The organism is Candidatus Palauibacter scopulicola (genome assembly GCF_947581915.1).
Taxonomy (GTDB): Bacteria; Gemmatimonadota; Gemmatimonadetes; order Palauibacterales; family Palauibacteraceae; genus Palauibacter; species Palauibacter scopulicola.
Map to the genome: position 1 here is coordinate 36201 of NZ_CANPWG010000023.1, position 17402 is coordinate 53602.

Below are 17402 nucleotides of genomic sequence, written 5' to 3' on the forward strand. Positions count from 1 at the left end.
CGCGGGCTATCGACACATCCGATCCACCGCCCGAAGATAGGTCTGGTTCAACCGAGATGCAGGAGATTCAACGTGAGATCACCCAGATTCCGCCGCGTCCGCCCGGGGTCACCCGGAAGCAGGCTCGGCGTCGCCGTCCGGGCCGTCGCGGTCCCGGTCGCCGCCCTCGCCCTCGGGGTCGCCGGCTGCGCCCCGCCGGACCCGGCGTCGGACTCCGCCGTCTCCGATCCGTCCCCCACCTCCCTTGCGCCGGACCAGGTCGACGCGATCCACGCCATCGCCACGGCCCCGATCGAGGCCGGGCGGACTGCCGGCATGTCGATCGCGGTCGTGCGCGGGACCGACACCCTCCTGATCGAGGAGTTCGGCCACGCCGACCTCGAACTGGGTGTGCTCACGCCACCCGACGCCGTCTATGAGGTCGGGTCCGTGACCAAGCAGTTCACGGCGGCGGCCGTCCTCCTCCTGCACGAGGAAGGGAAGCTCTCCCTCGACGACCCGCTCACGCGGTGGCTCCCCGACTACCCCGTCGGGGACCGGACGATCTCCGTCCGGCGACTCCTCGACCACACCTCGGGCATCAAGGGCTACACCGAGATGGAGCATCTCTGGGTCGAACTCGCTCCCCTGGATCTGCCGCGCGACACGCTCGTCACGCTCTTCGCCGCCGAGCCGTTCGAGTTCGAGCCCGGCACGGCGATGACCTACAACAACTCGGCGTACTTCCTGGCGGGACTCGTCATCGAGGCCGCGAGCGGGATGAGCTACGAGGACTTCGTCGAGGAGCGCCTCTTCGCGGCGGCGGGGATGGGGAACTCCCGCTACTGCCACAAGGACGAACTCACGCCGAACCGCGCCAAGGGGTATGAGCCGGGCGACGACGGGCTGCATCCGGCCCCGTACCTGGACCACCAGTGGCCCTACGCCGCGGGATCGCTCTGTTCCACGGTGCGCGACCTCGTCGCCTGGAATCAGGCCCTCCACGGAGACGGTGACGGCGGCGGGATCCTGACCCCCGAGAGCTACCGGCTGATGATCACGCCGGAGCCCCTGCTCGACGGCACGGATCTGCGCTACGCAAAAGGCCTCGCGGTCACGGATCGGGACGGGACCCCGCGGATCTCGCACGGCGGCGGGATCTTCGGCTATGTCTCCGACCTCCGCTACGTGCCGTCGGAAGACCTGACCATCGCGGTGCTCATCAACACGGCCGGAGGCGCCTCGTCCGGCGGGATCGCGGGCCAGATCGAAAACGTGGTGCTGGGCGAACCGGCGGAGCCCGCCGCGACTCCCTTCGAAGGCGATCCCTCGCCCTACGCGGGCCGCTACGAAGGCCCGGCCCGCGGCCAGCGCATTACCGCAACGGTGGCTGCCGAGGACGGACAACTGACGATCAACACGGGAGGCGGCCCGGCCACCCTCTCGTGGCTGGGCGGCGACGAGTTCGCCGATGGACGGACCCGCTACCGCTTCGTCCGCGGAGGAGATTCCGGCGGCGCCGGCGGCGGAGCCTCCTTCGATGAACTGCGGATGGACGTCGTCTCCGGACACTTCGTCCTGCGGAGGATGACCCCATGATTGCGTGTCGAACCGTCGCCCGCCGCGCTCCCGGCCTTCTCGTCGCCCTCGTCGCCGGACCGGTCCTGGTCCTCGCCGGGCTCGTCACGGCTCCCGCCCGCCCGGCCGCGGCACAGGATCTCACGCCGCTCGTCGGGGCGCAGACGAGCGAACTCGCGGCCGTCGTCGAGCGTTACAGCACCGACCGGTCCGCGCTCGGGCGGCGCTGGAACGTCCCCTACTCCGCCGAGCGCAACGCGCGCTTCCGCGACTTCTTCTCGGACTGGCGGGGCCGGGTCGAGGCGCTCGACTTCGAGTCCCTCTCCCTCGAGGGGCGCGTGGATTACGTCCTCCTCCTCAACGAACTGCGTTACCGGCTCGACCTCCTGACCCGCGAGGCGGGGCTCGCGGCCGAGATGGAGGGATTCATCCCCTTCACCTCGCTCATCGTGGACCTGGAGGAACGCCGCCGGCGCCGGGAGCCGGTGGAGTCGGAATCCGCCGCGGCCCGTCTCGCGGAACTGCCGTCCGAGATCGAAGCCGCCCGCGCCGAGGTCGAGGCCCGGCTCGAAAGCGGGGAAGACGTGTCTCGGATCGTCGCCCTCCGGGCGGTTACCGCGCTGGCGGAGCGCACGCGGCTCCTCGAGGACTGGTACGAGCACTACGCCGGCTACGACCCCGTCTTCACCTGGTGGAACGAAGACCCGTACGCCCGCGCGAAGGCCGCCCTCGACGGCTACGCGACCTTCCTGCGCGAGACGGTGATCGGCTACCGGGCGGGTGAGGACGAACCCATCGTCGGCGACCCGATCGGAGCGGAGGGTCTCGCCGCGGACCTGCGCCACGAGATGATTCCGTACACGCCCGAGGAACTGATCGCGATCGCCGAGCGGGAATACGCGTGGTGCGAGGCGCGGATGATCGAGGCCTCGCGCGAACTCGGCTACGGGGACGACTGGCGGGCGGCGTTGGAGTACGTGAAGACGCTGCACCGCGACCCCGGTGACCAGCCGCAGATGATCCGGGAACTCGCCGACGAGGCGCTCGCCTTCGTCACCGAGCGCGACCTCCTCACGGTCCCCCCGCTCGCCGACGAAATCTGGCGCATCGAGATGATGTCTCCGGAGCGGCAGAAGGTGTCGCCCTTCTTCCTCGGCGGGGAGGTGATCCAGGTCTCCTTCCCCACCGACGGGATGGAGCACGAGTACAAGCTCATGAGCATGCGGGGGAACAACGAACACTTCTCCCGCGCGACCGTCCACCACGAACTCATCCCCGGACACCACCTGCAGGGGTTCATGACGAGCCGCTTCAACTCGCACCGCGGTGCGTTCTCGACGCCGTTCTGGGGCGAGGGGTGGGCGCTCTACTGGGAGATGCTGCTCTGGGACCTCGGCTTCCCGTCGACCCCCGAGGACCGGATCGGCATGCTGTTCTGGCGCATGCACCGCACGGCCCGGATCATCTTCTCCCTCTCTTTCCACCTCGAGCGCATGACCCCGCAGGAGGCGATCGACTTCCTCGTGGAACGGGTGGGGCACGAGCGGGCGAACGCCGAGGCGGAGGTCCGGCGCAGCTTCAACGGCTCCTATTCGCCGCTTTACCAGGTCGCTTACATGATCGGCGGGCTGCAGTTCCGGGCTCTGCACGAACAGCTCGTGCAGTCGGGGGAGATGACGAACCGCGCCTTCCACGACGCGATCCTCAGGGGCGGCAGGATGCCGGTCGAGATGGTGCGCGCGCGCCTGCTGGGGGAGGCGCCCCCGAAGGACTTCGAGTCGGAGTGGCGCTTCGAGGGCGACCCGGTGCGCCGCACGACCTCCGAGGAGTCGGCATCGCCCGGCCCGGCCTCGCGCCGTCCGGCCCTGTAGCGGCCGCACCCGCAGGAGACCGCGTACTGACGCGCTGAAAGGACGACACATGGCTCGCGACCCGCAGTTGACGGCGATCTTCGGCATCCTTCTCGCTCTGGGCGCCGCGGTCGGCGGCGGGGGCGAGCTCCGCGCGCAGGACGGCGGCAAGGCCGGCGCGCTCGCGATCGACCAGCTCCTGTCCATCGAGTCCGTCGTCGGGGGCGCGCCCGCCTGGTCGCCGGACGGCTCGGCGATCCTGTTCGAGTCCGGGCTCACGGGCGGGCTCATGACCCTGCCGCCCGAAGGTGGCTTCCCCACCCGCGTGCCCGTGGACATGGGGGGCTCTGGCCACTTCCTCAGCTCGCAGATGCCGGCCTGGTCACCCGCCGGGACGTGGATCTCCTACGTGTCGGACAAGAGCGGCGCGCCGGAGATATGGCTCTGGTCGGCGCGCGACGGTGCGGACGTCCAACTCACCGATCTCGGGGCGCGGATCAACTCGATGAGCTGGTCCCCGGACGAGCGCTCCATCGTCTTCGCCGGCGACCGCTACGGGAACTACGACATCTGGAAGGTGGACGTCGCCACCCGGCGCGTGGACCGCCTCACCGAGGACAAGCGCTACGACGTCTTCCCCAGCTGGACGCCGGACTCCCGCCACATCCTCTACGTCCGCCTCGACGATGCGTGGGAGGACCACGACGTGATCGAGGTCGACGCCATGGGGGGCAGCCCGCGCACGGTGATCGAGGACCGCGATTTCTTCGACTACGGAGCCGGGGCGACCTTCGGCTACCCGAGCGTGTCACCCGACGGCGGTTCGATCCTCTTCCGCTCGCACCGGAACGGCTGGATCAACTACTGGCTCGCGCCGCGGGAGGGTGGAGACCCGCGTCCCGTCGCGTCGGCCGAGGCCGACCAGAGCGCCGCCGCGTGGTCCCCCGACGGGCGCTGGATCGCCTACACGGAGAACCACAACGGGCACCACGACCTGCGCGTGGTGTCGGCGGACGGGGGCGAGCCGCGGGTGCTCGTGTCGCCGAAGGCCGGCGTCGCGTCGAGCCCGTCGTGGTCTCCCGACGGCCGGGCGATCGCGTACCTCCAGGAAGACCTCCTCAGCCCGCGCGACCTCCACGTCGTGTCGCTCGAGGACGGGAGCAGCCGGCAACTCACCTCCTCCATGCCCGCCGGCAACTACGGCGCCCGCCTCGTCGCGCCGGAGAAGATCCGCTACGAGAGCACGGACGGATACTCGATCCCGGCCTATCTTTACCGGCCGCCGGGGGCCGTCGCCGGGGACGGGCTTCCCGGCGTGATGTGGATCCACGGGGGTCCGACGTCGCAGTTCCACGACACCTTCCAGCAGCACGTGCAGTTCTTCGTCCAGCGGGGATACGTCGTGCTGCTGCCCAACATCCGCGGGAGTTCGGGCTACGGGAAGGACTTCGCCGACGCGAACAACGGCTGCTGGGGTCACTGCGACCTCGAGGACGTCGTCGCGGGTGCGGACTACCTGCGGGCGCTCCCGGAGGTCGACCCCGAGCGGATCGGGATCACGGGGACGAGCTACGGCGGCGTGATGAGCATGTACGCGGTGGCCTTCGCGCCGGACGCCTTCCGCGCCGCGATCCCGGGGTCCGGCTATACGGACTGGGTCCACTTCCACCACGGCGAGAACGAACTCCGGCACGTCAAGCTGCTCGACCACGAACTCGGCCCGTTCGAGACGAGCGAGCACGTGTGGAGCCGCAGTTCCTCGATTTCACACGTTGCCGACGTCTCGACGCCCATCCTCCTCATCCACGGGGTGGGTCGCTATCCCGGCTCCGACCAGTCCGAGATCTTCGCGCGGGCGCTGGAGAACCACTACAAGCCGTTCCAGTACAAGACGTACCCGAACGAGAACTACTACGTGTACGGGAAGGCGAACCGCCGCCAGATGCTCCTGGACATGCTCGACTTCTTCGAGCAGTTCCTGAGGGATGAATGACGACAGAGACGAACGACGACGCGCCGCGTCGGAGCGGACGGTAGCCGGGAGTGAGGACCCGAGCCTGCGCCACGCAGCTCCTTGCCGCGACGATCCTCGTCCTGGGATGCGAGCGCGTCGAGCGCGTGCCGTCCTCCGACGTCGGGGCAAATGCCATCGCTCGCCGCGTCGCGACGGAGGCGGGTCCGGTTGAAGTGGCGGTCGAAACAAGCCAGGGCGAGTTCGTCATCGCCGTGCACCGCGACTGGGCGCCGCTGGGCGCCGAGCGGTTCCTCACCCTCGTCGAATCCGGCTACTACGACGACGCCCGCTTCCACCGCGTCGTCCCCGACTTCATCGTCCAGTGGGGACTGGCGGGCGACCCGGCCATCACCGCCGAGTGGATGAACGCCTACATCCCCGACGACCCGGTTGTCGCCTCCAACACGCGCGGCCGCATCACCTTCGCCTTCACCGACCCCGGAACCCGCGCCACCCAGGTGTATATCAACCTCGTGGACAACGTGCGCCTCGACTCGACGGGATTCGCGCCGTTCGGCGAGATCATCAGCGGGATGGAGGTCGTGGATGCGCTCTACTCGGGCTACGGAGAGAACTCCGGCGGCGGCCTCCGCCGAGGCGACCAGACCCGAATCGTCGCCCACGGCAACCTCCACCTCGACCGCGAATACCCCCTCCTCGACCACCTCATTCGGGCCGTCCGCCGCTGACCCGGCCCCCCCGGCGCGGCGCCAGGGTCACCCCGAAGCGCTAAAGAGCTGCCGTCTGTAGTTGGAACAGTTCGGCCGTGCCCGCGGTGCCCAAGTGGAGGAGGTCGTTGAGTTCGGCGCGGGTGAAGGGGGCGCCTTCCGCGGTTCCCTGGACCTCGACGAGGCGGCCGTCCTCGAGGTAGACGAAGTTGAAGTCGACGTCGGCGGCGGCGTCCTCCACGTACTCCAGGTCGAGTCTCGCCTCGCCGTCCACCATACCGGCGCTGATCGCGGCGACCCATTGGCGGAGCGGGCTGGCTTCGAGCGCCCCGTCGGAGACCAGCCGTTGGAAGGCCATCTCGAGGGCCACGCACGCGCCCGTGATCGAGGCGGTGCGGGTGCCGCCGTCGGCGACGAGGACGTCGCAGTCCACGGTCACGGTCCGCTCGCCGAGCGCCGCGAGGTCGACAGCCGCCCGCAGCGAGCGGCCGATGAGGCGCTGGATCTCCTGCGTGCGGCCTCTCGCGCCGCGCCGCTCGCGGCGGGTTCGTTCCGACGTGGCGCGGGGCAGCATGGCGTACTCGCCCGTGACCCAGCCGCCCCGGCCCTCGCGCCACGGCGGGACCTTCTCGTCGACGGAGGCCGTGCAAAGCACGCGCGTCATCCCCATCGTGATGGTGCACGATCCCTCGGCGAAGGGGGCGGTTCCCGTCTCCAGGGTCGTGGGTCGGAGGGCGTCCAGCGCCCGCCCGTGTGGACGTGCCGGCATGGGGCAGCCTCGGTCGAAGGGTCGAAAAGGGGAGAACCGATGAACGGCGAACGCGTTGAGAGTATGCCGGCCGCGATCCCGCTGCGATGGCGGATCCCCGCGCTCCGCTCGGCGGCGCGTCGCCGGGTGCCCGCCCGCCCCGTGATCACGTGTCTCGCACTCGCGGGCGCGACCTTGGCCTGCGCGCCCGACGATGCGCCGGAAGCGGAAGCGGAGATCCCGCCGACGAGCGTGCTGTTCACCGGGGCGACCATTCTCGACGGGACCGGCGAACCGTCGTTCATGGCCGATGTGGCGGTGGAGGGCGACCGGATCGCCTTCGTCGGCGATGCCTCGGCCGCGGAGATCGCGTTGCGGGACACGATCCCGCTCGACGGCCTGCTGCTCACGCCCGGCTTCATCGACATGCACAGCCACATCACGGTCATCACCATCGGCGAAGCGTACGGGCTCCCCGCTACCGAATTCCTCACCCAGGGGATCACGACCGGCGTCATCGGGGTCGACGGCTCGAGCAGCACGGACCTCGCCGGGCTCTTCGCGGACCTGGAAGCGTCCGGCGTCGGAAAGAACATCATCTCCTACATCGGACACGGATCCGTCCGCGGGGCCGTCATCGGCATGGACGACCGCGACCCCAGCGCGGGAGAACTCGACGAGATGAAGGCGCTCGTCCGCCAGGGCATGGAGGACGGCGCCTTCGGACTCTCCTCCGGACTCTTCTATACGCCCGGCTACTACGCGGAGGCCGACGAGGTGATCGAACTCGGACGGGTCGCGGCCGAGTACCCGATCGGCGGTGGGCACGCCCCGATCTACGACACGCACGACCGGGATCTCGGCGCGGCGTACCAGGGGATCGGCTACCACGATTCGATTCGCGAGGCGATCCACATCGGCGCCGAGTCCGGCCTCCGCACCATCTTCAGCCACTTCAACGCGCAGGGGGCGGCGTTGTACGGCCGGGCCTCGGAAGGCGCGGCGATCATCGATTCGGCGCGCGCGGAGGGACTCGAGGTGGCGGGCGCGCAGCACGTATACACGTCCACGATGTCGAGCCTGCGCGCCTATACGATCCCGCGCTGGGCGCAGGCGGGCGGTCCGGAGCAGATGGTGCGCCGCTTCCAGCATCCCGACACGGCACGGGTCCTCGACGTACAGACGATGGAGATGCTCGAGATCCGCGGCGGACCGGAACAGATCGTGTTCGCCGATGCGAGGCCCGAGTTCAACGGCAAGACGCTGGCCGATGTGGCGGCCGAACGAGGGCTGCCCGTCCCCGAGGCCGTGCGCGAGATCATGTCCGGGTCGAACCCGTGGGTGATGAACCGCGACCTCTACGACGTCGAGAACACGCGCTACCTCGCGACGATGCCGTGGATGATGACGTGCACGGACGGCGCGACGCCCGCGCCGGGGGCCGAGATCGTGCATCCACGCGTGTACGGGGGTTTCCCGAAGAAAATCAGGGATTTCGTGGACCGGGACGGCGCGATCGGGCTCCCGTTTGCGATCCGGAGCATGTCGGGCCTCGCCGCGGACTTCCTGCGGCTGGACGATCGCGGCTACATCCGCGAAGGTCTGGTCGCGGACATCGCGGTGATCGACCTCGACCGCTTCACGGACCGGGCGACGTACGACGACCCGCACCAGTTGTCCGAGGGCGTCGTGCACGTGCTCGTGAACGGCCGCTTCGCGATCCGCGACGACGAGGTGACCGGCGAACTCGCCGGCCGCCCCCTGCGGCGCCCCTGACTCGGCCAGACACCGGCGGCTGGCACCAGCTGACCGACCGCCACCAACCGACAGATCGGAAACCGACCCATGATTTCAGTGCGCTTCGCCACGCCCGCCGCGGCCCTCCTCATGTTCGTCCTGCTTCCGGCGGCGGTCGCCGCGCAGGCCGGGCTCGTGATCGAGGACGGGCAGGCGCAGATCGTCCCGGCCTTCGCGGATTCGTCCGCCTGGATCCGCCATGAACTGTGGGTCGAGACCGGGTTCGACTCCGACGGCGACGGCCGGCCGGACCGGGTGCACCTGGATGTGACGCGTCCGGGGCAGACCGACGGCGAGGGGCTCAGGGTGCCGGTCATCTACGAGACGAGCCCCTACTACTCGGGCGTCGCCGGCATCGACTTCGCCCACTTCTGGGACCTCCGCCAGGAGGTCGGCGGCGAAGCCCCGGCGCGCGATCCGTTCCCGGCCACGATCCAGCACATCCCGAGCCAGCCGAGGATCTCGAACTCGCACGTCGCGACCTGGGTGCCGCGGGGGTTCGCGGTGGTCCACTCGCAGTCGCCCGGGACGGGCCAGTCGCAGGGCTGCCCGACTGTCGGCGGCGCGAACGAGTCGCTGGCGCCGAAGGCCGTGATCGACTGGCTCAACGGCCGGGCGCGGGGCTTCGCGAGCGTGGACGGAGCCGAGGAAGTCGAAGCCTACTGGGCGACGGGCCGCGTCGGGATGACGGGCACCTCCTACAACGGCACGCTCCCCCTGGCCGCCGCCACGACGGGCGTGGAGGGGCTCGAGGCGATCATCCCCATCGCGCCGAACACCTCCTACTACCACTACTACCGCTCCAACGGACTGGTGCGGTCACCGGGCGGCTATCCCGGGGAGGACGTCGACGTCCTGTTCGACTTCATCTTCAGCGGCTTCCCGGAGGTCCGCGACTACTGCCTCGCGAACGTGCGCGACGAGATGACGGCGCGGCTGGACCGCGTCACGGGCGACTACAACGACTTCTGGGCGGGCCGCGACTACCTGAACCACGTTGACGGCGTGCGGGCGGCCACGCTCATGAGCCACGCCTTCAACGACTGGAACGTCATGCCCGAGCACAGCCACCGCATTGCGATGGCGCTCGGGGAGCGCGGTGTGCCGCTGCAGATCTACTACCACCAGGGCGGGCACGGCGGGGCTCCCCCGCTCGAACTCATGAACCGGTGGTTCACCCGCTACGTGGTCGGCGTCGAGAACGGCGTGGAGGAAGACCCGGCGGCGTGGATCGTGCGGGAAGGAGACGACCGCTCCGAGCCCACGCCCTACCCGAGCTATCCGCACCCCGAGGCCGACGCCGTGACGCTCCGTCCAAGTGGCGACGGACACTGGACCGGCACGCTTTCCCTCGACGAGGCGGGCGCCGGGACCGGTGCGATCGTCGACAACTTCACGTTCACCGGTGACCAACTTGCCGCGGCGGAGTGGTCGAACCACCGCTTGCTGTACGCGACGCCGGAACTCCGCGAGGACGTCCACCTGTCGGGCGTGGCGACCGTCCGCGTGCGGGTGTCGGCCGACGCGCCCGCGGCCAACCTGTCCGTGTGGCTGGTGTCGCTGCCGTGGACCGAGGGCGGAGAGATCAACGACAACATCATCACGAAGGGATGGGCCGACCCCGCCAACGCAGGCGCCGAGGACATCGCGTCGCCCCGGGCCGGCGCACCGCTCACGCCGGGGGAGTTCGTCGACCTCGAGTTCGCGCTCCAGCCGGACGACCAGATCATTCCGGCCGGTGCCCGCATCGGTCTGATGATCTTCTCCAGCGACAAGTTCTTCACCCTGCACCCCGACCCCGGCACGACCCTCACCGTCGACTTGGGAGAGACCCGCCTCGCGCTGCCCGTCGTCGGAGGCGTCGAGGCTCTGCGCCGCGCCCTGGGCGTCCCCGCCTCCGAGTAGCGCCCGGCGGATGCAACCCTCGGTCGACATGGCGCCTCTTACGGAACGAGGTCGCCATGCCGCGGACAGCGGTCCACATCACCGATGTTTCAGCCGGGACGGGAACCATGCGCGCTCGCGGAAGCTTCCTTACCGCCGGAGTCCTCAGTTGCGCGGCCATCGCCTGCGGCGGCGCTCACCCCGAGCCGGAGGATCAACCCCCGAACGCGGTCCTGGTCTCCGATTCAGCGGGCATCACGAACATCGCCCTGGGCCGCGTGGAGGAGCTCTCGGTACCCGTCCTGGAGTCGAACCTCGTCTTCTCCACCCGCGATCTCGGGATCGAGTTGTTCTGGGTCGGCGATGCCCTTCTGCTCGGAAACGACGGCCTCGCGCTCGCCAACACCGGTTCGGGCGAGGTGCTGCTCTTCTCCGCCGACGGTTCGCTCACGGCCCGGGTCGGGGGGCAGGGCGAGGGACCGGGCGAGTTCAGCGAGATCACGACCCTCCTCGGGACGGGCGGGGGGTTCCTCGCCTACGACGCCAGACTGGCCCGCCTCAACGAGTTCTCGGAGAGCGGGGAGTTCCTCACGTCGTCGCCCCTCTCCGCCCAGAGTGCCATCGTGAGCCTGAAGCCGCTCGCGAGAGATGCCACGGGGCACGTGCTCGCGATCCTGGGAGAACAGCGGTACTTCCTCCCGGAGGGGACGAAGCGGGACACGACCCCCCTGCTTGCGTTCACCGATATCGAGACCGACCCGGACACGCTGGGCGTGTTGCCCGCCACGGAGTGGAGCTACGGCGGCATTCCCGGTGGCGGGTTCACCCGCACCGAACCCGCCTTCGGGCGGGACATCGTCGCCCGCGGATTCAGGGATCGGGCCCTGATCGGCGACACCGACGAGCTGAGCCTCTCCGTGCACGCGGCGGACGGGAGTCTGACGCGTCGGATCCGTGGCTCGGCTGGCGGGTGGGCCGTTACGGCCGAAGAAATCGGGACGTGGAAAGCGGAGCGGCTCGCGCGCAGGGGTCCGGACGCCCCCGACTGGTTCATGGATTTCGTCGAGAACGCACCGTACCGGGAGACGCACCCCGCCTTCCACTCGGCCGTGCTGGGTCCCGACGAGATGGTCTGGATCGGGCTTGTGACCCGCCCCGGCGAGGAGACCCGCCGCTGGCTCGTCCTCGGCCCCGACGGACAGCCGCGGGGATGGCTGGATCTTCCCGCGGAAGCGAGCGTGCTGGCCGTCGACGCCGACCGCTTCGTGCTCCTCCAGCGCGACGCCCTCGACGAGGAGGAGGTCGGACTCTACCGCTACGACGCGAGCCCGTAGCAGCCCGCCTCCCGTTACGCGCCACCGTCCGGGCGCGAACCCCCGGTCCCGTCGCGATCCGCCGCGAAACCGTTCGGGATTGTATTCGTACGCCTGATTCGGTATGCCTGTTCGGCAGATTTCATGCAGGACAGCTCCTCGGTAACGGATGTCACCACGCGGCGAAGCATGAGGACCCACCATACAAGGCACGTCACGCGCGCCAGGCGCGTTGCACTCTTCGGTTTGCTCGCGGTCGTGCAGGCGTGTGCCAGCGCGGGGTCCGGCGGCCGTCCATCCGAGTCGCCGCCCCGCCCGGACGCGGTCCGTCCGGATGCCGCGCGCGTGGCCGAACTCGAGGCGATCTACCGGGCGCGCGCGGAAGCTGCCCTTGAGGGCGCGCACGAGGCGGACATCCGCTTCATGACGCACATGATCCCGCATCACGCGCAGGCACTGGTCATGGCGGGCTTCGCTCCGGGTGCCGGCGCGAGTCCCTCGATCCGGACGCTGTGCGGGAGGATCATCAACGCGCAGACCGATGAGATCGCCGTAATGAGCCGCTGGCTCTCGGAGCGCGGGCTGCCCGTGCCGGACACCGGCGACATGCGGGGCCACGGGGACGGGGCCATGCTCATGGCCGGGATGCTGACCCGCGAGCAACTCGCGGAACTCGAGGCCGCGCGCGGCCCCGACTTCGACCGCCTTTTCCTCCGGTACATGATCCAGCACCACAAGGGCGCCGTCACGATGGTTCGGGAGTTGTTCGCCACCGATGGCGCGGCGCAGGATGACTTCATCTTCAAACTGGCCTCCGACATCCACGTCGATCAGGCCACGGAAATCGCCCGCATGGAGCTGATGCTCGAGGCGCTCGCCGCGCCGGAGCCGGGCGGCTGATTCATGCAGTTTACCCCAATCGAAGGATCCGACATGTCCGCTGTGACGAAGGAACGCGACGACACTCGATCTGCCCCGCGCCTCGCGACGCTGCTCGCCGGCGCGATCGCTCTCGCGGGGTTAACCGCCTGCTCCTCCTACCGGTCGGCGCCGACCGGCATGGCCGCCGCACCCGCCGCCCCGGCCGCCGCGCCCACGGGCCTGCAGGTCAATCCGCCGACGCCGGACCCGCGCGTCGGGCTCGCGCCGGGCATGTTCGATGCGGGCGAGGCGATCTGGAACCTGAGCCTCGTGTCGACGACACCCCCGCCGGACCCGTTCGTGGGCCCTTCGAACTCGGACCTCGCCTTCACCGGCTCCTACGCGATCCAAGGCAACTACGACGGCATACAGATCTGGGACATCTCCGATCCGGCCAACCCGGTCTCCGTCATGACGTACGTCTGCCCCGCCTCGCAGAGCGATGTCTCGGTGTACGAGAACCTGCTCTTCGTGTCCGGCGAGGACTTCAGCGCAAGGCTCGACTGCAGTGACGAGGGTGTCCAGGAGGCTGTGAGCCACGATCGGTTCCGCGGCATCCGCATCTTCGACATCTCCGACATCACGGCGCCGGAATACGTCGCGAACGTCCAGACCTGCCGCGGCTCCCACACGCACACGCTGCTGGAACACCCCGGGGACGACGACAACGTCTACGTCTACGTGTCCGGCTCCGCCCCGGTGCGTCCGGCGGAGGAACTCGCCGGCTGCTCGGGCGCGCCACCGACCGAGGATCCGAACACCGCCCTCTTCCGCATCGAGGTCATCCGCGTGCCGCTGGCGGATCCGGCGAGCGCCGAGATCGTGAGTTCACCTCGCATCTTCGAGGACCTGGTCGCGCCGCCGACGCACGGCCCGGCCCCAGACGACCTCGCGGCGCTCGAGGAGGCCCGGGCGCGCGGCGCCTTCATCATCGAGGTGCAGGGGCAGGAGATGGTGCTGCCCGAACCGGCCGCCCAGGGGATGCTTGGGCAGATCGTGGCCCAGCGCGGCGGCGAGGGTCCGCCCACCGCAGCCGACAGCGCGTCGCTGCGCGAAGCGCTGCCCACGATCATCGCGCAGATGATGGGACAGCAGGGCGGGGAGGGCGATGGCCCGGAGCCCGGACCGACGCAGTGCCACGACATCACGGTGTATCCGGCCATCGGTCTGGCCGGCGGGGCGTGCGAGGGGTACGGCATGCTCCTCGACATCAGCGACCCGGAGAACCCGAGGCGGCTCTCCGCCGTGTCCGACTCCAACTTCTCCTACTGGCACTCCGCCACCTTCAACAACGACGGCACCGCCATCCTGTTCACGGACGAGTGGGGCGGCGGCGGCCAGCCGAAGTGCCGCGCATCCGACCCGATGGAGTGGGGCGCGAACGCGATCTTCACCATCGAGGGCACGGAGATGGAGTTCCAGAGCTACTTCAAGCTCCCTGCGCCGCAGACGCCGGAGGAGAACTGCGTGGCCCACAACGGATCGCTGATCCCGATCCCCGGCCGCGACATCATGATCCAAGGCTGGTACCAGGGCGGGATCTCGCTCATCGACTGGACCGATCCGACGAACCCGGTCGAGATCGCCTACTTCGACCGCGGCCCGATCGATGGCAACGTGATGGAGATGGGCGGCAGCTGGTCCGTCTACTGGTACAACGGCGTCATCGTCAACTCCGAAATCAAGCGCGGTCTCGACATCCTCGAGCTGGTCCCGAGCGAGGCGCTCACGCAGAACGAGATCGACGCCGCCAACTCCGTGCAGTTGACGCACCTGAACTCGCAGGGTCAGCCCATCTTCGAGTGGCCCGCGACGTTCGCGCTGGCGAGGGCCTACCTGGACCAGTTGGAGCGGCACGGCGGGCTCGCCGCCGCCAGGGTCGACCGTCTCCGCGCCGGACTGGCCGAGGCCGAGGAGATGACGGGATCCGCCCGCGCCGACGCGCTCCGCTCGCTGGCCGACGCCGTATCCCGTGGCACCGCGGGGGCGGGAGACGCCGCGAAGGTCCGCATGCTGGCCGATGCCGTCCGGTCCCTCGCCGAAGCAGGCATGTAGGAAACGCAGGGAGGACGCCCGGCGCCGTCCGGGACATGCCCACCCTGATCGAAGCCCCGGCCGTCATCGAGGCGGCCGGGAACCAACCCAAGCGGATCGAGGAGTACGCCGGCCGCGTCCGGACGGGACACGAGGGCGTCAGCGTGGCGCGCATGGTGGCGCCGCCCGGCTGGGTCGAACCGGGTCAACGTCCCGAATTCGAGGAGATCACCGTCGTGCTGAGCGGATCACTGCGCGTGGAGCACGAGAGCGGTGTCATCGACGTGAATGCCGGCCAGGCCGTCGTCACCCGCCCCGGCGAATGGGTCCGCTACAGCACGCCGGGCCCCGAGGGAGCCGAGTACATCGCCGTCTGCCTCCCCGCCTTCTCCCCCGACACCGCCCACCGCGACCCCTAGGCCGGGGGCAGGCGTCGTCTATTCCGGATCGGCGATGCCGGACAACTCGACAGGCGGTCCATCCTCGCGCAGCTCGCGCAACGTCATCTCCTCCGCGATGAGTTCAGCGGCGCGCTCCTCCACCCGTCGCCGCCGCTGCGTGTCGAGTCCCTCGATGACCTCGTTCACGTTCAATGCCATCAGGATCTTCCTTCCATCGGCAAGCCGCGCCAAGCGCTACCCAGTCCACGGAGACAATATGTACTTGAAGGCATGGATTTTGTAAGATGTCCCGGGCGCAGTCTGTCGTCGCGGACTGCTACGGACCAACCCCCTCCCAGCGCACGTCCGGTACGTCGCGGAATCGTTTCGCCATCACTTCGAGCGCTTCGGGGCTGTCGTCGACGAGGATGAAGTCGCGGGCCAGTTCGTGGGCGGCCATGCCGGTCGTGCCGCTTCCGGCGAAAAAGTCGAGCACGAGGTCGCCGGGGTTCGAGGAGGCCGTGATGATGCGGCGGAGGATGCCGAGCGGCTTCTGGGTGGGGTAGCCCGTCCGCTCGGCACTGCTCGTGGGGACGATCGTGTGCCACCAGGTGTCCGTGGGCAGCTTGCCGCGCGCGGCCTTCTCAGGCCCGACGAGCCCTGGGGCCATGTACGGGATGCGCTCGATCTCGTCCACGTTGAAGACGTAGTTCGACGGGTCCTTCACGTAGAACAGGATGTTGTCGTGCTTCGCCGGCCAGCGCGTTTTCGGGCGCGCGCCGTAGTCGTACGCCCAGATGATCTCGTTCAGGAGATTCTCCGGGCCGAACAGGTCGTCCAGGAAGAGCCGGCAATGGTGTACCTCCCGGTAGTCGACGTGCAGATAGAACGACCCGTGCGGCGCGAGAACGCGGTACGCCTCGACGAGTCGGGGGCCGAGAAACGCGAGGTAGTCGTCGAACCGGTCCGCGAACCGCCGGCTGCCGAGGACAGTCGTCTCGTAGCGCTCGCCCTGAAATCCCGTCCGGTCGCCTTCTTCGCCCGGTGACGAGCGTCGGGTGCGGATCCGGGTGCTCCGCTGCGTGCGGCCGGTGTTGAAGGGCGGGTCGATGTAGATGAGGTCCGCCCGTCCATCCGGCAGGCCCCGGAGCGCGTCGAGGTTGTCCGCAAGGATGATCCTGGGCATCACATCTCCCGGGGCGGTGAAGCCCGCACGCGGCGGCGAGGGTCAGGGCTCCCGAAGCTAGTGCAGTGTCGCAGAATTCTGCGAGTCACCGAGCGTGCCGGGGCGCCGGCTCAGCGCGGCGAGCGGAGTGACGCCCATTGCCGGCTCGCCGTCTGGATACCACGATCAACCCCCGTTGGATCGTTCGCTCGAATCGCGGCCTGACCGCCTCTGGTCGCGTCGCTGACAACGTTGGATACGCGCCTCGACACGGCGCCGCACCGGAGACGCCAATGGAATACGATCCCACTCTCCCCTGGTACCGACGCCTTCACTGGCAGGTGCTGGCCGCCATGGGCCTGGGTCTGCTCACCGGCTGGGCCTTCGGGGCGCCGGCGGCCGAGAACATCGGGTGGATCGGCGAGCTGTTCATGAAGCTGCTCCGGATGATCATCGTGCCGCTCGTGCTCACGTCGATCGTGTCCGGGGTTGCGTCGGTGGGCGGGGGAAGGGCGATCGGCCGCCTGTTCGGTAAGACGATGGGCTACTACGTGCTGTCGAGCATGCTGGCGGCGCTGACCGGCCTGCTGATGGTGAACCTCATCCGGCCGGGCGTGAACGCCGACATGGGCGCGGCGGCGCAGCAGGAGGTGCCCGAACTCAGCACGCCGGACTCTGCCGTCGATCTCATCCTCGACATCGTCCCGAACAACTTCTTCGCCGCCGCTTCGGCCGGCGACATGCTGGCGATCATCTTCTTCTGCATCGTCTTCGGCGCGGCGATCACGGGACTGCCGGAGAAGCCCCGCGTGGTCGTCACCGACATCTTCAACGCCTTCTTCCAGGCGATGATGGCGCTCACGTCGGGGATCATAAAGTTCCTCCCCATCGGCGTCTTCGCGCTGATCACGAAGATGGTGGGGGAGACCGGCTTTGAACGCTTCGCCGCGCTCGCGAAGTACTTCGCCACGATCGGGTCGGGGCTCACGATCCACCTCTTCATCACGATGCCGCTTCTGCTCATCGTGCTGGGCCGCATCAAGCCGCTGGTACACTTCGCGAACCTGCGCG

General features: G+C 69.3%; 14 protein-coding genes. 11 read left to right on the forward strand and 3 right to left on the reverse strand.

Annotated features, from left to right (window positions below):
- Positions 1 to 72 precede the first annotated feature (72 nt).
- From RN743_RS05060 to RN743_RS05075, 4 genes are read left to right on the forward strand one after another with little or no spacing between them, the layout of a single operon-like run.
- Positions 73 to 1578, forward strand: coding sequence for a serine hydrolase domain-containing protein (locus RN743_RS05060; protein WP_310777009.1), 1506 nt, complete (start codon positions 73 to 75; stop codon positions 1576 to 1578).
- Positions 1575 to 3428 (forward strand): DUF885 domain-containing protein, encoded by a 1854-nt coding sequence (locus RN743_RS05065; RefSeq protein ID WP_310777012.1) that lies wholly within the window; start codon positions 1575 to 1577, stop codon positions 3426 to 3428. Before RN743_RS05060 ends, RN743_RS05065 begins: the two co-directional genes overlap by 4 nt.
- 49 nt (positions 3429 to 3477) lie before the next feature.
- A complete protein-coding gene (locus RN743_RS05070; protein ID WP_310777015.1) occupies positions 3478 to 5400 on the forward strand; it encodes a S9 family peptidase in 1923 nt (640 codons plus the stop codon).
- Between the two features lie 50 nt (positions 5401 to 5450).
- Positions 5451 to 6110 (forward strand): peptidylprolyl isomerase, encoded by a 660-nt coding sequence (locus tag RN743_RS05075; protein WP_310777017.1) that lies wholly within the window; start codon positions 5451 to 5453, stop codon positions 6108 to 6110.
- Between the two features lie 40 nt (positions 6111 to 6150).
- Here RN743_RS05075 and rph read toward each other — a convergent pair whose 3' ends face one another.
- Complete coding sequence (gene rph, locus RN743_RS05080) at positions 6151 to 6858, reverse strand: ribonuclease PH (RefSeq protein ID WP_310777020.1); 708 nt, start codon at positions 6856 to 6858, stop codon at positions 6151 to 6153.
- A 39-nt stretch (positions 6859 to 6897) separates the two neighbouring features.
- Between rph and RN743_RS05085 the strand changes: the two genes are divergently transcribed.
- The 6 genes from RN743_RS05085 to RN743_RS05110 all read left to right on the forward strand — a co-directional run bounded on the left by RN743_RS05085 (position 6898) and on the right by RN743_RS05110 (position 15205).
- Complete coding sequence (locus tag RN743_RS05085; RefSeq protein ID WP_310777023.1) at positions 6898 to 8613, forward strand: amidohydrolase family protein; 1716 nt, start codon at positions 6898 to 6900, stop codon at positions 8611 to 8613.
- Positions 8614 to 8682: 69 nt separating this feature from the next.
- Positions 8683 to 10539, forward strand: a complete 1857-nt coding sequence (locus RN743_RS05090; protein ID WP_310777027.1) for a Xaa-Pro dipeptidyl-peptidase — start codon at positions 8683 to 8685, stop codon at positions 10537 to 10539.
- A 107-nt stretch (positions 10540 to 10646) separates the two neighbouring features.
- Complete coding sequence (locus tag RN743_RS05095) at positions 10647 to 11852, forward strand: hypothetical protein (RefSeq protein WP_310777030.1); 1206 nt, start codon at positions 10647 to 10649, stop codon at positions 11850 to 11852.
- A gap of 324 nt (positions 11853 to 12176) precedes the next feature.
- Positions 12177 to 12731: a DUF305 domain-containing protein gene (locus RN743_RS05100; protein WP_310777032.1), complete on the forward strand. Its 555-nt coding sequence runs from the start codon at positions 12177 to 12179 to the stop codon at positions 12729 to 12731.
- 33 nt (positions 12732 to 12764) lie between these two features.
- On the forward strand, positions 12765 to 14807 hold the full coding sequence (locus RN743_RS05105; RefSeq protein ID WP_310777035.1) for a hypothetical protein: 2043 nt from the start codon (positions 12765 to 12767) through the stop codon (positions 14805 to 14807).
- 35 nt (positions 14808 to 14842) lie between these two features.
- Positions 14843 to 15205, forward strand: coding sequence for a cupin domain-containing protein (locus RN743_RS05110; RefSeq protein WP_310777039.1), 363 nt, complete (start codon positions 14843 to 14845; stop codon positions 15203 to 15205).
- An 18-nt stretch (positions 15206 to 15223) separates the two neighbouring features.
- Here RN743_RS05110 and RN743_RS05115 read toward each other — a convergent pair whose 3' ends face one another.
- The gene (locus RN743_RS05115) at positions 15224 to 15385 is read right to left on the reverse strand and encodes a hypothetical protein (protein WP_310777042.1); all 162 of its coding nucleotides are present in this window, start codon (positions 15383 to 15385) and stop codon (positions 15224 to 15226) included.
- Between the two features lie 118 nt (positions 15386 to 15503).
- Positions 15504 to 16352, reverse strand: coding sequence for a DNA methyltransferase (locus tag RN743_RS05120; protein WP_310777045.1), 849 nt, complete (start codon positions 16350 to 16352; stop codon positions 15504 to 15506).
- Positions 16353 to 16624: 272 nt separating this feature from the next.
- Here RN743_RS05120 and RN743_RS05125 point away from each other — a divergent pair.
- Positions 16625 to 17402, forward strand: a 778-nt coding sequence (locus RN743_RS05125; RefSeq protein WP_310777048.1) for a cation:dicarboxylase symporter family transporter, incomplete at its 3' end; no start/stop codon positions are given.

Bases quoted from the DNA above. Each gene is read 5' to 3' on its own strand.
- RN743_RS05105 (WP_310777035.1), top strand. From the start codon at position 12,765: ATGTCCGCTGTGACGAAGGAACGCGACGACACTCGATCTGCCCCGCGC.
- RN743_RS05090 (WP_310777027.1), top strand. From the start codon at position 8,683: ATGATTTCAGTGCGCTTCGCCACGCCCGCCGCGGCCCTCCTCATGTTC.
- rph (WP_310777020.1), bottom strand. From the start codon at position 6,858: ATGCCGGCACGTCCACACGGGCGGGCGCTGGACGCCCTCCGACCCACG.
- RN743_RS05070 (WP_310777015.1), top strand. From the start codon at position 3,478: ATGGCTCGCGACCCGCAGTTGACGGCGATCTTCGGCATCCTTCTCGCT.
- RN743_RS05065 (WP_310777012.1), top strand. From the start codon at position 1,575: ATGATTGCGTGTCGAACCGTCGCCCGCCGCGCTCCCGGCCTTCTCGTC.
- RN743_RS05085 (WP_310777023.1), top strand. From the start codon at position 6,898: ATGAACGGCGAACGCGTTGAGAGTATGCCGGCCGCGATCCCGCTGCGA.
- RN743_RS05095 (WP_310777030.1), top strand. From the start codon at position 10,647: ATGCGCGCTCGCGGAAGCTTCCTTACCGCCGGAGTCCTCAGTTGCGCG.
- RN743_RS05110 (WP_310777039.1), top strand. From the start codon at position 14,843: ATGCCCACCCTGATCGAAGCCCCGGCCGTCATCGAGGCGGCCGGGAAC.
- RN743_RS05115 (WP_310777042.1), bottom strand. From the start codon at position 15,385: ATGGCATTGAACGTGAACGAGGTCATCGAGGGACTCGACACGCAGCGG.
- RN743_RS05120 (WP_310777045.1), bottom strand. From the start codon at position 16,352: ATGCCCAGGATCATCCTTGCGGACAACCTCGACGCGCTCCGGGGCCTG.